At 39.5% G+C, this 18,879-nt stretch carries 22 protein-coding genes; 12 read left to right on the top strand and 10 right to left on the bottom strand.

Annotated elements, in window-relative coordinates:
• The first annotated feature begins 439 nt into the window (after positions 1-439).
• From N4J56_RS10220 to N4J56_RS10250, 7 genes are all read left to right on the top strand, one after another.
• Positions 440-970: a class I SAM-dependent methyltransferase gene (locus N4J56_RS10220; protein ID WP_317106358.1), complete on the top strand. Its 531-nt coding sequence runs from the start codon at positions 440-442 to the stop codon at positions 968-970.
• Between the two features lie 422 nt (positions 971-1,392).
• Complete coding sequence (locus N4J56_RS10225) at positions 1,393-1,662, top strand: hypothetical protein (protein WP_317106359.1); 270 nt, start codon at positions 1,393-1,395, stop codon at positions 1,660-1,662.
• Positions 1,607-2,404, top strand: a complete 798-nt coding sequence (locus N4J56_RS10230; RefSeq protein ID WP_317106360.1) for a hypothetical protein — start codon at positions 1,607-1,609, stop codon at positions 2,402-2,404. Before N4J56_RS10225 ends, N4J56_RS10230 begins: the two co-directional genes overlap by 56 nt.
• 280 nt (positions 2,405-2,684) lie before the next feature.
• Positions 2,685-3,341: a hypothetical protein gene (locus tag N4J56_RS10235; RefSeq protein ID WP_317106361.1), complete on the top strand. Its 657-nt coding sequence runs from the start codon at positions 2,685-2,687 to the stop codon at positions 3,339-3,341.
• Positions 3,319-3,684 (top strand): hypothetical protein, encoded by a 366-nt coding sequence (locus N4J56_RS10240; RefSeq protein WP_317106362.1) that lies wholly within the window; start codon positions 3,319-3,321, stop codon positions 3,682-3,684. The genes N4J56_RS10235 and N4J56_RS10240 overlap by 23 nt, the downstream gene beginning before the upstream one ends.
• A gap of 171 nt (positions 3,685-3,855) precedes the next feature.
• Positions 3,856-5,346 carry a glycosyltransferase family 2 protein gene (locus N4J56_RS10245; protein WP_317106363.1) on the top strand — a complete coding sequence of 497 codons (1,491 nt, stop codon included), beginning with the start codon at positions 3,856-3,858 and terminating at the stop codon, positions 5,344-5,346.
• A gap of 3 nt (positions 5,347-5,349) precedes the next feature.
• Positions 5,350-8,115: a tetratricopeptide repeat protein gene (locus N4J56_RS10250; protein WP_317106364.1), complete on the top strand. Its 2,766-nt coding sequence runs from the start codon at positions 5,350-5,352 to the stop codon at positions 8,113-8,115.
• A gap of 114 nt (positions 8,116-8,229) precedes the next feature.
• Here N4J56_RS10250 and N4J56_RS10255 read toward each other — a convergent pair whose 3' ends face one another.
• The 7 genes from N4J56_RS10255 to N4J56_RS10285 form a co-directional block, all read right to left on the bottom strand.
• On the bottom strand, positions 8,230-9,039 hold the full coding sequence (locus N4J56_RS10255) for a hypothetical protein (RefSeq protein WP_317106365.1): 810 nt from the start codon (positions 9,037-9,039) through the stop codon (positions 8,230-8,232).
• Positions 9,036-9,542 carry a type IV pilin-like G/H family protein gene (locus tag N4J56_RS10260; RefSeq protein WP_317106366.1) on the bottom strand — a complete coding sequence of 169 codons (507 nt, stop codon included), beginning with the start codon at positions 9,540-9,542 and terminating at the stop codon, positions 9,036-9,038. The genes N4J56_RS10255 and N4J56_RS10260 overlap by 4 nt, the downstream gene beginning before the upstream one ends.
• 109 nt (positions 9,543-9,651) lie before the next feature.
• Entirely contained in the window at positions 9,652-10,194 is a 543-nt protein-coding gene (locus tag N4J56_RS10265; RefSeq protein ID WP_317106367.1) for a type IV pilin protein, read from the bottom strand.
• A 150-nt stretch (positions 10,195-10,344) separates the two neighbouring features.
• On the bottom strand, positions 10,345-10,587 hold the full coding sequence (locus N4J56_RS10270; protein ID WP_317106368.1) for a hypothetical protein: 243 nt from the start codon (positions 10,585-10,587) through the stop codon (positions 10,345-10,347).
• Positions 10,587-11,015: a type II toxin-antitoxin system VapC family toxin gene (locus N4J56_RS10275; RefSeq protein WP_317106369.1), complete on the bottom strand. Its 429-nt coding sequence runs from the start codon at positions 11,013-11,015 to the stop codon at positions 10,587-10,589. Before N4J56_RS10275 ends, N4J56_RS10270 begins: the two co-directional genes overlap by 1 nt.
• The gene (locus N4J56_RS10280) at positions 11,015-11,254 is read right to left on the bottom strand and encodes a DUF2281 domain-containing protein (RefSeq protein WP_317106370.1); all 240 of its coding nucleotides are present in this window, start codon (positions 11,252-11,254) and stop codon (positions 11,015-11,017) included. Before N4J56_RS10280 ends, N4J56_RS10275 begins: the two co-directional genes overlap by 1 nt.
• 103 nt (positions 11,255-11,357) lie before the next feature.
• Positions 11,358-11,486, bottom strand: coding sequence for a hypothetical protein (locus tag N4J56_RS10285; RefSeq protein ID WP_317106371.1), 129 nt, complete (start codon positions 11,484-11,486; stop codon positions 11,358-11,360).
• A 61-nt stretch (positions 11,487-11,547) separates the two neighbouring features.
• On the opposite strand from N4J56_RS10285, the gene N4J56_RS10290 reads away from it, so the two are divergent.
• The 4 genes from N4J56_RS10290 to N4J56_RS10305 all read left to right on the top strand — a co-directional run bounded on the left by N4J56_RS10290 (position 11,548) and on the right by N4J56_RS10305 (position 13,159).
• Entirely contained in the window at positions 11,548-11,847 is a 300-nt protein-coding gene (locus N4J56_RS10290) for a type II toxin-antitoxin system HigB family toxin (protein WP_317106372.1), read from the top strand.
• Positions 11,831-12,229, top strand: coding sequence for a transcriptional regulator (locus tag N4J56_RS10295; RefSeq protein ID WP_317106373.1), 399 nt, complete (start codon positions 11,831-11,833; stop codon positions 12,227-12,229). Before N4J56_RS10290 ends, N4J56_RS10295 begins: the two co-directional genes overlap by 17 nt.
• A gap of 131 nt (positions 12,230-12,360) precedes the next feature.
• Positions 12,361-12,645: a DUF1778 domain-containing protein gene (locus N4J56_RS10300; RefSeq protein WP_039716695.1), complete on the top strand. Its 285-nt coding sequence runs from the start codon at positions 12,361-12,363 to the stop codon at positions 12,643-12,645.
• Complete coding sequence (locus tag N4J56_RS10305) at positions 12,635-13,159, top strand: GNAT family N-acetyltransferase (protein ID WP_317106374.1); 525 nt, start codon at positions 12,635-12,637, stop codon at positions 13,157-13,159. Before N4J56_RS10300 ends, N4J56_RS10305 begins: the two co-directional genes overlap by 11 nt.
• 69 nt (positions 13,160-13,228) lie before the next feature.
• On the opposite strand, the gene N4J56_RS10310 is transcribed toward N4J56_RS10305, so the two are convergent.
• The 3 genes from N4J56_RS10310 to N4J56_RS10320 are packed head-to-tail and all read right to left on the bottom strand — an operon-like array spanning position 13,229 to position 14,106.
• Positions 13,229-13,612, bottom strand: coding sequence for a DUF86 domain-containing protein (locus tag N4J56_RS10310; protein WP_317106375.1), 384 nt, complete (start codon positions 13,610-13,612; stop codon positions 13,229-13,231).
• Positions 13,570-13,860, bottom strand: coding sequence for a nucleotidyltransferase family protein (locus tag N4J56_RS10315; protein ID WP_317106376.1), 291 nt, complete (start codon positions 13,858-13,860; stop codon positions 13,570-13,572). The genes N4J56_RS10310 and N4J56_RS10315 overlap by 43 nt, the downstream gene beginning before the upstream one ends.
• A gap of 30 nt (positions 13,861-13,890) precedes the next feature.
• Positions 13,891-14,106 carry a hypothetical protein gene (locus N4J56_RS10320; protein WP_317106377.1) on the bottom strand — a complete coding sequence of 72 codons (216 nt, stop codon included), beginning with the start codon at positions 14,104-14,106 and terminating at the stop codon, positions 13,891-13,893.
• Between the two features lie 109 nt (positions 14,107-14,215).
• Between N4J56_RS10320 and N4J56_RS10325 the strand changes: the two genes are divergently transcribed.
• On the top strand, positions 14,216-18,853 hold the full coding sequence (locus N4J56_RS10325) for an SNF2-related protein (protein WP_317106378.1): 4,638 nt from the start codon (positions 14,216-14,218) through the stop codon (positions 18,851-18,853).
• Positions 18,854-18,879: the final 26 nt, after the last annotated feature.

Consider the following 18,879-nt stretch of genomic DNA (forward strand, 5'->3'; position numbering starts at 1 on the left):
TATTGAGGGTGCTAGAATCTATCTAAATAAAAATGTTTTTTTAGTAGTCAATTTTAAGATTGAATGACAGTTTAATTATTGCATTTTTAGGATTACATCAGACAATCCATCTCATATTTATTACAGAGGTATTATTTACCCTGAAGAATCTTTAGGTAACTTCTATACATTTAGTACGTTTGTCAGTTCTGCTACTGAAAATAATTCAGCTTCCTATAGTGTTTGTATAGATTTTGCCTTTAGTGGTCATCCTTTAGTTTTAAATCTTTCAGAAATTGAGTTTACAATTTTTTCAACTGAATTATCCGTATCTAAATCAACTAAATACTGTAGAAAATCGAAAATTTTACAGCAATACATAAGTAAATCAATTGTAAATGATATTGATTTTCTTCTCCATCCCGAACCTCATTCTCAGGAGAGAGGCTTAGCATTATTATTGCAGTTTTTAAACCATAAATCTAATTATACATGCGATCTAGGTTGTGGTCAGTATCCATTAATGACTGATTTATCCCTGAGAAAAGGAGTCGAGAGAATAGATTGCGTGATTTATGAAACAGAAAATGATAGTGATATACATCGATTATTGTCACCTTACAGTAAACAGTTGCGTACTTACAGTGACTCTATAACTAAACTTAATCAAACTGAACAAAAACAATACGATCAAATTTTGCTAATTAATGTACTTGAGCATGTGCAAGAAGACCAAAAGGCTTTGGTTAATATTAGGAACATTATGAAAGATGAAGGCAAGTTAATTATTTCTGTGCCTAATCGTTCTTATAAATCAGTTTTTTCTGAAGATTTCCATAACTACGTAGGTCATGTTAGGGATGGTTATTCATATGATGACATGGAAAAACTTCTCAACAAGGTTGGCTTGGAAATTGAATCGTTCTTTAATTATGGCGTGGTTACAAAAGATTACTATTACGAGTTTTATTCAAACTTACTTTTGGAATAGCCCATATAAATATAGTGAAGATTTTCATACCAAAAGTTAAATTTTTAAACTACATTTTAACTGAGAAAAATTCCTTGTTTCACTCTTCTTCTGAACAAGGAATCAGCAATATGTTTTTATGCATAAAACAATAGACATACACTTATAAATTTTAAATCGAGGTAATGAAAAATGAAGACAATGCTACAAACTAAAAACAAGTAGATATCGTTATCTTAGTTCCTATTGCTAGTGATAGAGACTTAAATCTCGCTATTGAGTTAGTCGAAGATGTTCGAACCTATTTTATTAAAAGCTATCATATTATCTTTATTGATGATAGCAAAAGCTTCAAATATAAAAATTTTAAAGATCATGACTTTACTACAATCTGGAGTGGATGCCAAGCTATTAAAGAGAAAAATAGATTAGAAAAAAGATTAGTGCAATATGAAGATACTATATTCTTTGTTGTTGCCAGCGGATTACAGTATATCTACAATAAATTTGATTTTAAAATCGCCCATTATATGGATTCAGATGCCACAGTTATTAATAAAGGTCTAGACGAGTGGCTATTAGACTATTATGAGAAAACCGAGTTTGATTTGCTAGGAGTCTTAGATGATGAAGCATCAAATTATTGGAGGTTTGTTAATGACGAGCGATACTGTGAAATTATTCCTACTTTGCAAAAAAAAAAATCTAGATAATGTTCAATACATAGCAGACTCAGATGCTACTAAATTTCCTATAATTTTCTACGCCATTCACTTCTACAGCTATAGAGCAGTCAAAGCTTTAAATGAAGTAAACGAACAATTTGCTATTTTGAGAAGTGTCGAACTTAATAGACAATGTAATGTAATGACTGCCGAGACACACTTGTGTACTTTAATTAGACTGCTAGGGCTAAATATAGTTTGTTATGGTGGAATGGGTCAAGGACCTATAACTCCCAACACCGAGTTAGGAAAAAGCGGCAATTCCTATCCACCAATTTTGGGTTCTTTTTTAATGCATGGAACCTATAACTACACAATACCTGATTTAATTAATATAGGTTATAAAGTTGTTCATCGTCTTCATGGACTATGCGGACTTACTGAAAGTGTGGCTAGAAAACAGTTAACAAGTATTAGACAAGGAAAACTAATAGATAAAGAAGTTGATTATAACCTGAAAGATTTTGATACTTTTGCTCAAAACGAAAAAGAACATATTAGCTATAAACAACTCAAGAATAAGTTTTACGACTTTATTCGTAGTTGGTGTGACTTTAATGCAGATTATAATAAGAGCTATTTACAGTTTGCTTCTTCTGATATGCAGAAAGGACTTGCTCAAGAGTCGTTTCTCTGTGCAATTAATAATCTTTCAGACGGTAAAGTTTCTTATGCTATCGCACATTTAAGATCTGTTTTAAAACGGATAGCTCCGCTGAATCAATTTTAAAGGTTTTAGAATTTTTCAAAGTATTGCTGATTGAACAGCGAGAAAATCATTTATTATCGGAAACTACTACAAAGAAGGTAATATGGAATTTATTAAATGATTTTCTTGAAGTTATGCAGGATATTTTAAAGTATTAGAAACTTTAAATTCCTTTGATGCTAACTCCGATCCTGAAAACTATAGAAATATAAGGACAGACATTATTGATTTAATAGAATCCTGCTCCGATAGCGATCTCCCAGAGTTTTATAAAAACTATATCGTTAGTTTTCATAGACATTTGGTAAAAAATAAGAACCAGGCTGTAGCTCTTTCACTACTAGAAAATCAGAAAGTATCACAGACGATAGAAAATCTCAAAAAGTCAATTGCTCTGCAAGATGATAGAACGATCGCTAACATTCTCATTATCATGTCATTTATCAATTTTTATGATACTAGATTTAATTGGCGAGAGTCTATCATACTTAACTGGATAAGAGAAAGCTATATTGATTGGGCAGACGATTATCAGCAATTTATTGAGCAGTTAGAGTTATCTGAGAATAACTATTTTCTAGCTTTAAGAAAAGATTGGCTTGCTACGAATTTTTCTCTTCGTCAAATTGTAGACATTTTGCCCAAAGAAGGCAAAACAACAATCATACTAGGTGTCTTTGGAAAATTTTTGGAAAATGAGGAGGAGGAAGTCAGACTAACGATTTTGCAAACTGCTTTTGAGTTAGTAGATGAATATAGAAGTATTGCAGACATACATTTTTCTATAGTCTTTAACTTTAAAGATTCGGACAAGGAAATGCTAATGCCCTTTGTAGATGCAATTTTGGAGTACAACATGAATGACGGTAGTTTGGTAAGCAAGGAAGATTGCAGCAGTTTAAATAGTATTGATATCAACCCTACCACTCAATTATATGCTGGCTTTGACAGAACTTGAGGTAGAAGCAGAAGCAGATCCTTACACCTCAGTATTAGTATTAAATGTTGATGCAACCAAAGGTTCTAACTGTCCTAAAGAATATTGGTTATACAATTCTGATACGGTTTCTGGTTTTCACCATGTTGGATTTTATAGTAATGTTGATAACTCATCCCTCGCCCTTTCATCTAGAGAGAATCAAGCTCGGGTAAATATTTATGTAGAACGCGTCTATAAAGTAGGAGAAAAGCCAGCAGAAGAGGCGATCGTTAGTTACAGCTACAGCAAAGAGGTTGTTAAAAAATTAACTGATTGGGGCTTCATCAAAGAAGTAGAAGTCGTAGATCCCACATTGGATTGAGGTAGCTTACACCTGGTCTTGGTCTGGTTCTAACTGGAAAAAGCAAGCCTTACGAGTGCTAGAAGAACGTGGCATCTACCCAGTAGGTCGCTCTGGACGTTGGATATTCTAAGGAATTGCCGATTCAATTAAGTATGGATTTTTTGTAGGTGCTAGTTTTAGGAAGTATTAATGTCAATGGGAAAATTAAAACTTGACGTACCTGAAATTGCTCCTGTGCCTATAGGTACTCGTAGACCATTTTGGTCAGTAATGATCCCTAATTATAACAGTGGTCGCTATCTAGAACAAACGCTGAAGAGTGTATTAGAACAAGACCCTGGTATTGAGGAGATGGAAATTGAGGTAGTGGATGACTGCTCTAGTAAGGATAACCCTGAGATAGTAGTCAAGGAAATTGGCAAAGGGAGGGTTTCTTTCTTTCAACAACCACACAATGTTGGTGCAACGGCTAACTTCAATACTTGTATCCAGCGAGCAAAGGGGCAATGGGTACACATCCTCCATAGTGATGATACGGTTTTACCAGGATTTTATAGTCGTTTGCAACATGCACTTGAACTAGAAACAACCGTTGGAGCAGCTTTCTATCGCTACATATACATGGACGAGGAAGGCAATTGGCAGATGTTATCACCGTTGGAAAGGACAATACCTGGAATTCTTCAAAATTGGCTAGAGCAAATCTCTGTAAGGCAACTAATTGAATATCCTGCAATTGTAGTTAGACGCAATGTTTACGAAAACTTAGGTGGTTTTCATTCCGAATTATTTCATGCTGCTGACTGGGAAATGTGGAAGAGAATTGCAACATACTACCCAATTTGGTACGAACCTCAACCTCTAGCGTGTTACCGTTTTCACTCTACTTCAGACACTTCTCGCTTAATTGAATCTGCTGCGAATATCGCTGATACACGAAGGGCAATTGAAATCTCTCAATCTTACTTACCAGGAACAATTGCCGCCGAACTATCTTACCAAGCTAGAGAGAATTGTGCGTTCAAAGCTCTTAATATAGCACGTCAAATGTTATCTAGAAATAACATAGATGCAGCGATCGCTCAAATTCGAGAAGGGATTAAATCTAGCCAATCCTCAAACACAATTACATCAATGCTTGAGCTGGTACAAGAAGTAGTTACAAATTCTCATCAACACAACCTTTTACCGCTCGACGCACTTAATCTATTTTTACCTGCCTTTCAAGAACCATTGCAAGAACAGCAGGCGATCGCTCTAGTAGATAGTCTGAATTTAAGAGATAACAACCTGGTGATTTTTCCAGACTGGAATCTTTCAGAAGATTTACTCTATGAAGATTTAGCTAATGTCATTAGCCATTTGATGAATCATCCAGATCGAGATCGAACGACATTACTAATGGATAGAGGCAATTTTACTGAAGAGGAGGCAACTTTGTTTGTATCAGGAGTTGTCATGAATCTTGTCATGGAAACAGATTTAGATGTAGCTGATGAGCTAGAAATAGCTTCAATTGGACAACTAAGTGAAATGCAGTGGGAAGTATTATTGCCTCGCCTTAATGCTCGAATTGCCCTAGAACATGAAAATCAACAGGCGATCGCACGGAGTAAGATAGAATCAATTCCCACTTACGAAATGTCTAGCCTTTGTGAATTGACTCAGATTGTAACTTAAACTATGGATTATCAAAGATTCCTCAGTTTGCTTCCCGATTTATATGATAACTGGGGACGGGAATCAGTAAAACCTAAATCCCAACAGTTTCAGCAGATATTAGAACAAGTTGGAAGTACAACCACAGCAAATCTCATGCAATTGCTTAATTTGGCTGTAGATTGCATGGAATCTGACGAGATATACTGTGAGATTGGTTGCTTTCAAGGTGCAAATCTAATCGGAGCGTTATTTGAACATCCCGATCGGATGGCATATGCAGTAGATAATTTTGCTCAATTTGACATAGCTGGAGAAAATTTCACCAAGCTAGCTGAAAATTTATCTAGTTTTAGCTTAGATGAACAAGTATTTGTCTGTATCCAAGATTGGGAAGAGTTTTTATTTGAATTAAGAGCAATTGAGGCAGAGAATAAAATAAGTGTTTATTTTTATAATGGCGATCGCGATTATCGATCTCAAATCTTGGGCTTGCTGCTGGTTAAACCTTTCCTTGCAGAGCGGGCGCTAATCATTGTATGTAATAGTAACGGTAGTGCAGTCAGACAAGCAAATTGGGATTTTATTGCTGCTCATCCTCAATGCGAATTAAGCCTCGATCTGTCTGCGGATGATAGCCAGCATCCTTTTGGAAAAAGCATCCAAATTTTGAGTTGGGATTGTGCCAGAAACTATAATTACAATTTTTCTCATATTAGCAGTCGGCACGATCGAGCATTTATTCATGCCCTTGACGATTGGCAATCCCAATTTGACGGTCAGCAAAAAACCTTAGATAAGTTATGCCAGGAAGCAATCGATTTAGAAGATAGCGGGCAATATGAACAAGCTGAAAATAAGTATAACGAAATTCTTAAGCTCAATAAAGGTCGGGTAGACATTTTACACAGACTGGGAATGTTGTATTACAAAACCGATCGTTCGCAACAGGCACTAGATTTATTAATTAAGTCCTCACAGCTCGAACCATCAAACGCAGCACACCATCTTGGGATAGGATTGATATCTGAAAAAATTAATAATATTCCTCAAGCAATGCAAGCTTATGAAATAGCAATTTTACTTGCGCCGCAATGGAGTACCCCTCTTATCAACTTGGGTAATATTTATCTCAATGTTGAAGAACTTGAAAAAGCTAAATCACTTTTACAAAAAGCCTTAGATTTAGAACCAAACAGTTTTCCAGGAAACCTTTATTTAGCAAGTGTTTTCCTGAAGCAGTATGAAACAGATACAGCAATCTCACTTTATCAAAAAGCTTTGGAATTACAACCTGACGAGATTGAATGCATCAAATGTTTATTATTTGCATTGCAAGATACAGGACGTACACAAGAGGCCATTGAATTAGCTGCTAAAGCATCGCAGTCTTTGTCAGATAATTTAACATTGAAATTCAAAAGCTATTTATTGCTTCCTATTATTTACGAGACAGAAGCAGAAATTGAATTATATAGAAGTCAATTTGCTCAAGGCTTAAACGAGTTAATTCAGCAGACTTGCTTAGCCAGTCCCAAAGCTAAAGAAGAGGCTCTAATAGCCATAGGGAACTATACAAATTTTTATTTGCAGTATCAAGGCAAAAATGACTTAAAATTCCAAAAGCAATATGGGCAGTTTGTACATCAGGTTATGGCAGCAAACTATCCTCAATGGACTCAGCCTTTAACTATGTTGCTCTTAAGTGAAGGGGAAAAAATCCGTATAGGCTATGTCTCGCACCACCTAAGAAACCATAATGGAGCTAAATGGGCGCTTGGTTGGCTTAAAAACCATAATAGACAAAACTTTGAAATTTATTGTTATTATACGGATTTGATTCTCGACCGAATAACTAAAGAATTTGAGTCAGTATGCGATCGCTTTCATTCTATACCTAGAGATTTAGAAGCAATCTGTAATCAGATCGTAGCTGACAAATTACACGTAATTGTTTTTCCAGATATCGGCATGGCTCCTGTAACAACTCAGATAGCAGGATTGCGACTGGCTCCAGTGCAATGCACTGCTTGGGGGCATCCAATTACTTCTGGGTTACCTACAATTGACTATTATTTATCTAGCGACCTGATGGAACCAGAAAACGCTCAAGAACACTATTCAGAGAAATTAGTGCGTTTGCCTAATCTTGGGTTTTGTTATTCCAAACCAGCGATTTCCCAACCAACAAAATCCCGCTTAGACTTTCGGCTTCGTGATGATGCTGTTATATATTTATCATGTCAATCTCTATTTAAGTATCTACCACAATATGATTATGTATATGCAGCAATAGCTCAACAAGTTTCTCAAGCCCAGTTCGCCTTCATCTCTCATCCAAGTACATATATAACTGATATATTTCAGCAACGCCTGCAACGAGCCTTTGCTAAGTTTGGCTTGAATAGTCAAGACTACTGCGTTATTCTGCCTAGACAAACTGGTGATGATTACTTAACTCTCAACTTAGTTTCGGATGTCTATCTAGATACTTTTAGCTGGACTGGTGGTAATTCAACAATGGAAGCGATCGCCTGCAACTTACCTGTTGTGACCTGTCCTGGTGAATTTATGCGCGGTCGTCATTCGTATGCAATGCTAAAAATGCTAGGCGTGACAGATACAATTGCTAGCGATGAAGCGGAATATATTGAAATTGCAGTTAAATTAGGGCTTGACAGAGATTGGAGAGATAGCATTGTAAAGCAGATAAGCCAACGTCATTCCTATCTCTACAATGACAAAACTTGTGTAGAAGCACTCGATGCATTCTTTTGCAGTTTAGTGTAAGCCTCAGCAAATCGCCCTCACGCTAGAAGTCTAGGCTATAAAGTCCGCGCAGGCGGACTACCCTTCGGGAAGCCGCTCCGCGTCTACGTTTGTGTAGCTGCGAATTCTATTTGCCTAATATTTTTTCTTGTTATTTTCTTCTGGGACTCTCACGCTGAGCCTACCTTCTGATGAGACAATGATTTTACCACCTAAAGCTTTAATCTGATTAATTGCTCGCTCCTGCGTTTTTTTATCGGGAGCAGTCGATAAAATCATTGTCCAACCACCAATTCGAGCTATCTTACTATCTGGATCTTTAGCTAGAAACTGGGCAGTCTCTCGTGTATTAGCTGCTATTCTTTGACTAGTAGGATCTTTGTAAGTTTCTGCCCACTTTGCTGCCATTTCATACGATTGCCTAGCAGCTTTTGTATTTCCCAAAAACAACATCTCATCAATTCCTTTGTAAACCCAAAGATAGTAAGATAATGGAGAAGTTTTAGGAGAAATTGACTTTAAACCTTGCTCAATTAGAGCAACACTTTTCTGGGGATATCCAGCAAATATAGAGGTAGCTGATGCAAGCCAGGGATATGCTGCAACGAGTCGCGGGTTGCGCTCTACTACAATGGCAAAATACTCAGGGCAGAGAGAATAGCCCGTTCTTTCACGGGCTTCTCCATCTCCGAAATATTGGATAAATTTTAAATAAGTCCAGCCTGATAGTAAGTTATCAAATCCAAAAGCAGGAACCTTGCTTAAAATATTTAATCTAAGTTTTTCAGTTTGTTCTTGTCTGACATACTCAGCTCGATCTAGTTGAGAGCGTTTTAGTTGCAGCCTGTCTCTTTGAATTAAGATAACACTAGTGAGGCAGAGTACAATGGCTGCCAATGTACCTGTAAGGCTGGTCAACTTTTGAGCTTGCAGATTTAGCTTCATTGTACCTGAGTACCACTGCTACAAGGATCTGTATTTATGTCAGGCGCTAGAGCTGTTCCACCAATACTTGTACTTTGGCAGAGGACAATGCTAAACTCTCTGGTGGAAGAGTTACGATAGATACCCATACTGTAGTTTCTAGTAGCATTATCAGCAGCATTTTGAGCAATTGCTTGGTGCTTAACTTTATCTGCATCTATTGTAGTTGGGTTAGGAAAGTTATAATAATTTCCTCTGACAGCAACTTCCAGTTTGGTAATATCGTCAGCAAAAGTGGCTTTTTCAAAAAAGTAAGCTTGTTGAGCTTGACCAATAGAACTAAGTGCTTCCCTCGCCTCTGCTTCTCTAGCTTTTCCGACTTGCCCAATGAGACTTGGCAAAGCCGTGGCTGACATAATGCCTAGAATAATGACAACAACCAGTAATTCAATTAGAGTAAATCCTTCACTACTTCGCTTCTCTAGCTTAGAAGTTAGATGGGCTACTATTAGTTGGGGTGTCATTTAATAGCTCCCTATGTATTGTTTTGTGTCCTATTTACAAAACAACAGGTGGAGAATGATAACTACCACCTGTTGGGTTGGGTTATGTAAAGGCTGTTGCCGATTATGTTTACTTAACTTCTTCGCTGGAAGTGCCGCACTGAAGAGTAGCGGGTGATGCAGCAGCCCCAACGCCTGTAGCTCCACTAGAAGGGGTAGCTATAACGTAGTTAGCAGTTCCTCCGTTTGTTGCACGGCAAACAACGGTGCTAAAAGCGCGGGAACTTGTATTATACTGAACGCCACCAGCGTAATCCCTTGTCCCATTGCTTGCGTTGTTAGCACCTTGTGCGTACTGGACTGCTGACGCGGGTACGGAGAAGGTATAGTATTTTGCATTTGTAGGTACTTCCAATAAATCTTGGCTGTTTGCAAAAGTTCCTTTCTCAGTGAAATAACCTTGCTGAGCGCGGTTGAGTGCGCCAATTGTGGTCTTGGCTTCAGATTCTCTTGCTTTACCAACTTGACCTAATAGGTTGGGTAGAGCAATAGCTGCAAGAACACCGATGATGATAACGACAACTAACAATTCAATCAGGGTGAAACCTTCGTTACTGTCTTTCTTTTTGCCGAGGAGGAATTGGAGGTATTTAACTTTTAGATCGGATTTCATGATTCTAGTTTCCTTAGTGGGGGTGAAGTGTGTGGCTCATTGCCTTGTTACAAGTAACTTACCCACCCCTAGATCGGATCATGTCACCTAGTTTCAAAATTCAGTAGCTACACATAGTTTGAGCGGAGAAGGTGAAAACTTCATATTGTTTTAATATAAGTTCGTCTTAGATTGCGTGAATTTTACGTAGAGGGGCGAATAGAATTCGCGTCTACACAGGCAAAACCCGCGAACGCGGGTTACAAGAGCGATCGCCTCTTGGCAGAGTAGAAATGCGATCGCCCTTTGATGTAGTCGGGATGCGATCGCCTTGGGTAAAGTAGAGATGCGATCGCCTCTTGGTAGAGCAGAAACGCGATCGCTTGCAGAACTATCTTTTGAGAAGACTATCACTAGGACTTTCCATTCTCCGGCATAATCGCAGAAATTATGTCATGCCTGTTTTTTCGATAGATTCTGAAATCGCTGTCCAATGTTAATAAAGTGCTTTCTGGATACAGTTCAGCCATCCGCACCAAACAAGCATCAGCTAAAGACATAGGTACTAACTGGTAACGAGCCAGTAGTTCACCTATACGGCTAGCTTTTTCTTCGAGGCGAAAAGGTATTTGGATAATTCCTGTGTTGACTAGAGAAATAACCGTTTCCTGACCTCCATACACATCCCGCACTAAAAAACAAGCTTCTGAAATTACCGCTTCACAGGTTAGAAAAGGCGGCTCAATATTGTTCCATTCTGCCGTTACCCAGCGATGAGATCGATCTTGGCGCTTGAGAAAAGCTACTAATGGACCCGTATCAAGCAGAACTTGCCGCCGCATTACTTTCCATAGCCTTCCATATACTTTTTATTAGTGGAAAGATCTGGAGGTCCTCCTTCTAGACAACCAACCCACTTCTGAGCGAGAGTTAGTGCTGAGACTACTGGTTTGTCCTCTTGGCTATCGGACTCTTTCGCAGGGGTTTTGCTTTGCAGGAACTCTACAAAATCAAGCACTTCTTGCTGTTTTTCTATGGGAAGGGTTTTTAGTTTTTCTAAAACCGTCTGCTCAATACTCATATATATGCCTCTAGTCGATTGAATAATTGCTCGTGTGGTTATAAATTAGCATGTGGTGAATGGAACTCGCGGCTACATAGGCAAAATCCGCAAATCCAGGGTTTCAAGCGCCATTGCCTGTTGGTAAAGTGGGAATGCGATCGCCCTTTGGTAGAGTAGGAATGCGATCGCAACGACGGTATTCACGCCATAAATCTGACTTGTGAAATTCGGGTTGCCAAAATTCTCTCATTTTGAGAGGATAGAAGCGGTATCAACTGAGTCAGGAGAATTTGTTATCTATATGAATGAAGATGCACTTGATTGCTATTAGCCGACTGCGAGCCGATGTTGCCCAGTATCCCGATGTCAGCAAGCAAATTGAAGCCTGGTACGCCACGGTTAAAAGTGCGAAATGGAATAGTTTGGAGGATGTTCGAGCCATTTATCGAGATGCGGAAGCAGTAGGCAACTTCACCGTGTTTAATCTTAAAGGGAATGCATATCGCCTAATTGTAGGGATCGATTACGAAGACAGCACAATTTATTATAAATACTTTCTCACACACGCCGAGTATGACAAAGACAAGTGGAAAAATGACCCTTACTTTTAACGAAACAATTTACAGTAATCTACTTGCCCAAGTAGCTCCAAAAGTGATTGAAACGGAGAGGGAATACGAGCGGATGCTTGCCCTAACGGAGCAATTGCATTTTAATAAAAATCGTACGGCGGAGGAACGAACCCTTTACAAACTGCTAGTAACACTTGTGGAGTTATATGAGTCCGAGCATCACCCAATTCCAGAGTCGAAACCTTATGAAGTTCTTCAACATTTGATGGCAGCAAGTGGAATAAGGCAAGCCGATTTGGTGGGAATAATTGGCTCTAGTGGTGTAGTTTCAGAAATTGTTAATGGTAAACGAGCGATTAGCAAAGCTCAGGCAAAAGTCTTAGGTGAGCGATTTAAAGTCTCACCCAGCCTATTCCTCTAATAACTGTCTCCTGAAGCCAAGAAGTGCGATCGCCCGTTAGTAGAGTAGAAATGCGATCGCTCATGACTTCTGTGTGTACAATGTCCGTATAAAGAATATAATTACAAGCGAAGCTGAGCTAAGTCATCGCTATGTCAGACAAAACCAGAATAAAAGATAACAGAATCGATCTGCGGGTAACTCAAGAACAAAAGGAGCTGTTGGAGCGTGCAGCTACCCTAAAAGGAGTTTCTGTAAGTGCCTACACCTTATTGCACGTTCTACCAGCTGCTAAACAAGATGTAGACTCTCATGAAAGGCTAGTACTATCAGACCGCGATCGCGATCTATTTATGTCAGTGATGGAAAATCCACCCGCACTGAAGGGAAAGCTGAAATCTGCGATCGCTCGATATAGAGAAAAGTATGGAGAGTGATAGCCAGAGGCGATGGAATTTTTTGCCAATAGATAAAAAGTATCAGAGAGATTCTTTTGATTGCGGTTATCCGGTGTTAAACGAATATTTGAAAAAATATGCTCGCCAAAATCATTTGAAAGGGATTGCCAAAACTTTTGTAGCAGTCTCTACATCAGGAGGGCTGAAGATTGATGGCTATTATACTGTTAACTCCAGTGTCATAGAATATGAATCTATGCCAAACGAGTTTAAGCGCAGAATACCTGCTTATCCAATTCCTGCCGTATTGGTAGGTAAGTTAGCTGTAGATAGATCGGTGCAAGGACAAGGTTTGGGTAGAGAACTTTTAGTAAATGCCTTATTCCGTGCCGTGCGAGCCTCTCAGGAAATAGGCATATATGCAGTGAGAGTTGATGCCATAGATTTGACAGCAAAGGCATTTTATCTTAAGCACGAGTTTATTCCCTTTCAAGATAACGAGCGATCGCTCTTTCTACCAATAGAGACTATTGTTAGAGAGTTGGTGCAGTAGGAATGCGATTGCTTGTTGATAGAGTTGGGATGCGATCGCCCGTTGGGTAGAGTAGAAATGCGATCTCCGTCAAAGTCTCTCGTCCAACTCCCGCAAAATCAACGAAATCTGCTGCTTTAGGTCGAGTAAATTACACTCCACCACATTCCAGACTTCGTTAATGTCTACGCCTAGATAGTTGTGAATCAATACATCTCGAAACCCAGCAATTCGCCGCCAGGGAACCTCTGGATATTTCTGCTTCAAATCTTGAGAAATCCGTTTAACTCCCTCTCCAATCAACTCAAAATTGCGACTCACTGCATCTTGAATGATGAGACACTGTAAGAAAATATCTCTTCCACCCTGAGTATAAAGCTCTATGCGCTGGATACGTTCAGCAATGTCTGTCAAGTAAAATCGATCGTCTCTCACAAAAGTAATGCCTCGTTGAGAATGCGATCGCGCAAGCATTGCCGCAGTCCTCGCTCGGTCGCCACATCTACCTTTCTTCCCAAAAGATCTTCTAAATCTTGGATGAGTGCTACGCGATCCAAAAGACTGCGACTAGGCTCCAGTTCTACTAAAAAATCGACATCACTATCTGGTTTGGCTTCCCCGCGTGCTACTGAACCAAAAATTCGTACATGAGATGCACCGTGCTGAGCAGCAATGCGGAGAATGTCTTCCCGCCTTTTTTGCAATAGTTCATTAATACTCATGGCTTCAATATCTCTAATGCTTTTGTCTTATTATCTTAACTTTAGAGAAAGATGAAATATTTCTGCTAAATATCGATCGCGCAAATATGCGATCGCCTGTGAACTTGTTGCAGAGACACGATCGCGCCTGTTAGTGCAGTAGGAATGCGATCGCGCCTGGTAGTAAAGCTGAAATGCGATCGCCTCTTGGTAGAGTGGGTAAGTGCAGGAGTCCGAGAACTCCGCTAAGCTATGATAATGCCTCATCAGTATTTTGCGATCGCGTCACGACAAAAATAATTATATTTCTTCTAGAATAAGTTATTCAGCCTAAAATATAACTCATCAGCTTGGTGCATATTGACTCGTCGAACATATGGCAATTTTACACTGTAATTGGATTGAAAAAGACCAGCAAAGCTATCTATTTGTTTGGGGTGAAGTTTGGCGTTCTTTAGTAGGAGATGTCGAGATAGATTCGGCTACAGACGTTCCCGCTCACCCTCTAGCAATGGCGACTCATGAGTTCTTAGAATGGTGGCGTGGCTCAGATATTTCCATTCCTAAATCTTTATCTCTATCCGAGCAAAAACAGTGGCGATCGCAGAAAAATAGCGAAACCTCACCAATTAACCTACCAACTTTAAACCAAACTATTGCCTTACCAAGCAGAGAAACTCAGCAATACAAAAAAACCTTTATTTGTCCATTGTATTCTGCTCCGATCTCTGAAGAAAACGACGCTCGAGAAACCACAAGAACTCAATTTTTATATCCGTGGCAAGTTGAAGGATTTTATCTAAAACCGCAAGAGGCGATCTCCTTTCTAACATCACTACCTTTAGCCGTCGATCGCCCAGGAAACTCATGGATGGGAGGCGATTTACGATTTTGGTCGCAAGTAGCGCGATGGAGTTTAGATTTACTCAGTCGAGGCAAATTTGTGCCAAATCTGAGCCAACAAAATCACGATCCTAGCAACTGTATTATCGCTCGTTGGCAATCGCTCCTCGACAGCGCGATCGATTCCTCGCGGTTGGCAAAATTTGCTAAAGCAATGCCTGCGGTTTGTTGTTCTTATCAGAATACAACAATTGTAGGGGCGCACGGCTGTGCGCCCCTACAAATCAAATTCCCATCGCCGCCGCAAGAATTAATCTTAGAATTTCTCAACAGTACAATTGATGCACAAGTCAGAGCGATCGCGCAGCAAAATGTACAAAATAAATCTTTACCAACCGTCCCTTCACCTCTTAAAGAATGGTTGCAGGGTTTGACTGTTGACGCAAAAATACAAGCAGAACCAGCACAATTAGAACGCCTAGAAGCGATCGTCAAAGCTTGGACTGCACCAATCCAATATCAATTAGAAGGGCGGAGTCTATTTCGGACTTGTTTCCAGTTATCTCCTCCAACTGAAGGGAAGAATAATTGGACTTTAAGTTACTATTTACAAGCAGTAGAAACGCCCGAATTTATCATTGATGCCGCTACAATTTGGCAGCATCCAGTTGCTAACTTAGAATATCGCGACCGCACGATTTCACAACCGCAGGAAACTTTACTGAGAGGTTTGGGATTAGCTTCGCGACTTTATCCTCTAATAGCACCAAGTTTAGAACAGCCATTTCCTCAATCTTGTAGCCTCAATCCTCTACAAGCATACGAGTTTATTAAATCAGTTGTATGGCGGTTTGAGGATAGCGGTTTGGGTGTGATTTTACCCTCTAGTTTAGAGCGCGAGGGCTGGGCAAATCGTTTAGGATTAAAAATTAGTGCCACGACTCCGAAAAAAAGCGATCGCCTGGGATTGCAAAGCTTACTGAATTTTAAATGGGAATTGGCGATCGGCGGGCAAACTTTATCGAAAGCAGAATTCGATCGCTTGGTGAAGTTAAATAGCCCCCTAGTCGAAATTAATGGTGAGTGGGTAGAATTGCGTCCCCAAGATATTAAAACAGCCCAAGCTTTCTTTACAGCGCGTAAAGATAACTTGAATTTAAGTCTAGAAGATGCTTTGCGATTGAGTACGGGCGACACCCAGACAATTGAAAAGCTTCCTGTGGTCAGTTTTGAAGCATCAGGGGCGCTACAAGAATTAATGACAGCGCTAACGGATAACCAAGCGATCGCACCTTTAGCCACGCCAGAAGGCTTTCGCGGTGAATTGCGACCCTATCAAGCACGGGGTGCGGGGTGGTTGAGTTTTCTCGAACGCTGGGGCTTAGGCGCGTGTCTGGCGGACGATATGGGACTGGGTAAGTGCGTAGCGAAAGATACTTTAATTTATATTAACGGTACGCTCCAGCCAGCAGAAAAAATTTGGGACAATTATGCCACAGAGTCACAATTTGATGGCGAAGGATTCTGGGCTAGCCCTACACAGCAATTACTAGTTAATTCAATTGATGAAAAAACTGGCAAAATTGTCCAAGCTCCTATCCGCAAATTATATCGGCAGCTAGTGCATGAGAAACTTAGAAAAGTGACGTTGCAAGATGGTAGCAGTATCACAATTACCCATCGTCACAAACTATTGACCGATCGGGGTTGGACAAATCAGTTGCAGGTGAAAGATTATGTATGCGTACCTGCAACAGTGGAGTGGAAAGGCAAGCCAGAAGATCCAGATTTAATTAAGTTTGTGGCTTGGCAAATTGCCGAGGGACATGAATTATGCGATCGCGCTACCGTCAACATTTCGCAAAAAGATACTACTCTTTTAAAAGAACTACTGCAAATCTTTCAAAATCTTAGCAACCGCTACCATTTGAAAATTAATCAGCCTAGTATTTGTTGTTTTCCTGACAGAGTTCCCACACTTCGGATCGATAGTCAAGCCTATCGAAGATTTTTAGAAGCTAAAGGGTATATTTGGGGCAAGCTATCGGCAGAAAAAACAATTCCATCTTTCATTATGCAGGCTGATTTGGATAGTATACGTATCTTTTTACGTAACTATTTTGATGCTGAGTCGTCTGTTATCTCTAATATGCGAAGTATTGAAGTTTCAACAGCTTCACCAATACTGATTCAACAGATATCAACACTGTTACGGCAATTTGGAATCTGGCTGCAAATTTCACCTAAACAGAAGTGTGCGACAAATGGAAGTCGCATATCTCGCACTTACTATATAGGGACTATTGGAGGCAATAGCATTCGGAGGTTTTTGCAAGAAATTGGATTTGGTATTTCTAAAAAACAGCAGATGTTAACAGCAATTTGTCAACGTGTTAGCAACACAAATATTGAAGGAATTCCTACTACCGATATTGTTGCTCAAGCAGTTAAAGTGACTGGTATTCCCTTGCGTCACTTCGGTATGCATAACACTGTTTATATTAATGGAACGCAGCAATTTTCTAAAGATAGCTTAGAGCAAGTTGTAGCTGGAATGAATTCCCTTATTAGTGGAGAATCTCAGCAACAGTATCAGATGCTAAAATCTTCTAGGTGGACAGTTCAAACTCTTGCAGCTTATGCTCGATTAGATATAGAACAATTATCGCTTGCCAAGCAATCTCTAGAACATTTACTTACGCAGGAAGTATTTTACAGCAAAATTAAAAACATCGAAGAGATCGGATATGAAGGATGGGTTTATGATTTTGAAGTTAGCGAATATCATAATTTTGTAGCCAATAATATTATTTGTCATAATACAATTCAATTCATTGCCTTTTTGCTCAATCTCAAGCAACAAAAAGCATTAGAAAAGCCGACTTTGCTAGTTTGTCCTACTTCTGTATTGGGAAACTGGGAACGGGAAGTGAGAAAATTTGCCCCGCAGCTAAAAGTCTTAATGTATCACGGCGATAAAAGACCAAAAGGCAAGACATTCGAGCAAACTGTCGCAGGTAAGGATTTAGTTATTACCAGCTATGCTTTGATACAGCGCGATTTAAAAACTCATCAAAGTGTTTCTTGGCAAGGAATTGTTTTAGATGAAGCACAGAATATCAAAAATTCTGAAGCCAAGCAATCTCAAGCAGTGCGTCAGTTAGAAGCTCAATTTCGCTTTGCTTTGACGGGTACGCCAGTAGAAAACAGATTGCAAGAATTATGGTCGATTCTAGATTTTATCAATCCTGGTTATTTAGGACAACGGCAATTCTTTCAAAGGCGATTTGCAATCCCAATTGAAAAGTATGGCGATGCAGCTTCTTTGAAAACATTGCGATCGCTAGTTCAACCTTTTATTTTGCGACGATTAAAGAGCGATCGCAGTATTATTCAAGACTTGCCTGAAAAACAGGAGATGACTGAATTTTGTGGTTTATCTCCCGAACAGGCAAAACTGTACGAACAATTAGTTGAAACATCCTTAGCTGAAATTGATGCTGCTGATGGAATTCAACGCCGAGGGATGATTTTAGCTTTGTTAGTAAAATTAAAACAACTGTGCAATCATCCGGGGCAATTCTTAAAAGAAACAACGCTCAAAGAACCACAGCGATCGGGTAAATTGATTCGACTTCAAGAGATGTTAGAAGAAGCAATCTCAGAAGGCGATCGCGCTTTAATTTTCACTCAATTTGCGGAATGGGGAAAGTTGTTAAAACCGCATTTGGAACAAAAGTTAGGTCGAGAAATCTTTTTTCTCTATGGTAGTACTTCCAAGAAACAAAGAGAGGAAATGATCGATCGCTTTCAGCACGATCCACAAGGTCCACCCGTGATGATTTTATCTCTCAAAGCTGGGGGGACTGGATTAAATTTAACGCGGGCAAATCATGTATTTCACTTCGATCGCTGGTGGAATCCAGCCGTAGAAAATCAAGCCACAGATCGGGTATTTCGGATCGGGCAAACTCGTAACGTTCAAGTTCACAAATTTGTTTGTACGGGGACGTTGGAAGAGAAAATTAACGACATGATTGAAAGTAAAAAAGCTTTAGCAGAGCAAGTAGTAGGTGCGGGTGAGAATTGGTTGACTGAATTAGATACAGACTCTTTACGTCAATTATTAGTGTTGGAACGCAATGCGGTAATTGAAGAAGATGAAGAGTAAAATTAGGGTGCGTTGTTAGCGCACCC

The organism is Chroococcidiopsis sp. SAG 2025 (assembly GCF_032860985.1).
Taxonomy (GTDB): domain Bacteria; phylum Cyanobacteriota; class Cyanobacteriia; order Cyanobacteriales; family Chroococcidiopsidaceae; genus Chroococcidiopsis.

Bases quoted from the DNA above. Each gene is read 5' to 3' on its own strand.
- N4J56_RS10265 (WP_317106367.1), bottom strand. From the start codon at position 10,194: ATGAAATCCGATCTAAAAGTTAAATACCTCCAATTCCTCCTCGGCAAA.
- N4J56_RS10260 (WP_317106366.1), bottom strand. From the start codon at position 9,542: ATGACACCCCAACTAATAGTAGCCCATCTAACTTCTAAGCTAGAGAAG.
- N4J56_RS10245 (WP_317106363.1), top strand. From the start codon at position 3,856: ATGTCAATGGGAAAATTAAAACTTGACGTACCTGAAATTGCTCCTGTG.
- N4J56_RS10230 (WP_317106360.1), top strand. From the start codon at position 1,607: ATGACGAGCGATACTGTGAAATTATTCCTACTTTGCAAAAAAAAAAAT.
- N4J56_RS10315 (WP_317106376.1), bottom strand. From the start codon at position 13,860: ATGAGTATTAATGAACTATTGCAAAAAAGGCGGGAAGACATTCTCCGC.
- N4J56_RS10325 (WP_317106378.1), top strand. From the start codon at position 14,216: ATGGCAATTTTACACTGTAATTGGATTGAAAAAGACCAGCAAAGCTAT.
- N4J56_RS10300 (WP_039716695.1), top strand. From the start codon at position 12,361: ATGTCAGACAAAACCAGAATAAAAGATAACAGAATCGATCTGCGGGTA.
- N4J56_RS10290 (WP_317106372.1), top strand. From the start codon at position 11,548: ATGCACTTGATTGCTATTAGCCGACTGCGAGCCGATGTTGCCCAGTAT.
- N4J56_RS10305 (WP_317106374.1), top strand. From the start codon at position 12,635: ATGGAGAGTGATAGCCAGAGGCGATGGAATTTTTTGCCAATAGATAAA.
- N4J56_RS10320 (WP_317106377.1), bottom strand. From the start codon at position 14,106: ATGAGGCATTATCATAGCTTAGCGGAGTTCTCGGACTCCTGCACTTAC.
- N4J56_RS10280 (WP_317106370.1), bottom strand. From the start codon at position 11,254: ATGAGTATTGAGCAGACGGTTTTAGAAAAACTAAAAACCCTTCCCATA.
- N4J56_RS10285 (WP_317106371.1), bottom strand. From the start codon at position 11,486: ATGAGAGAATTTTGGCAACCCGAATTTCACAAGTCAGATTTATGGCGT.
- N4J56_RS10275 (WP_317106369.1), bottom strand. From the start codon at position 11,015: ATGCGGCGGCAAGTTCTGCTTGATACGGGTCCATTAGTAGCTTTTCTC.
- N4J56_RS10250 (WP_317106364.1), top strand. From the start codon at position 5,350: ATGGATTATCAAAGATTCCTCAGTTTGCTTCCCGATTTATATGATAAC.
- N4J56_RS10295 (WP_317106373.1), top strand. From the start codon at position 11,831: ATGACCCTTACTTTTAACGAAACAATTTACAGTAATCTACTTGCCCAA.
- N4J56_RS10255 (WP_317106365.1), bottom strand. From the start codon at position 9,039: ATGAAGCTAAATCTGCAAGCTCAAAAGTTGACCAGCCTTACAGGTACA.
- N4J56_RS10240 (WP_317106362.1), top strand. From the start codon at position 3,319: ATGCTGGCTTTGACAGAACTTGAGGTAGAAGCAGAAGCAGATCCTTAC.
- N4J56_RS10310 (WP_317106375.1), bottom strand. From the start codon at position 13,612: ATGCTTGCGCGATCGCATTCTCAACGAGGCATTACTTTTGTGAGAGAC.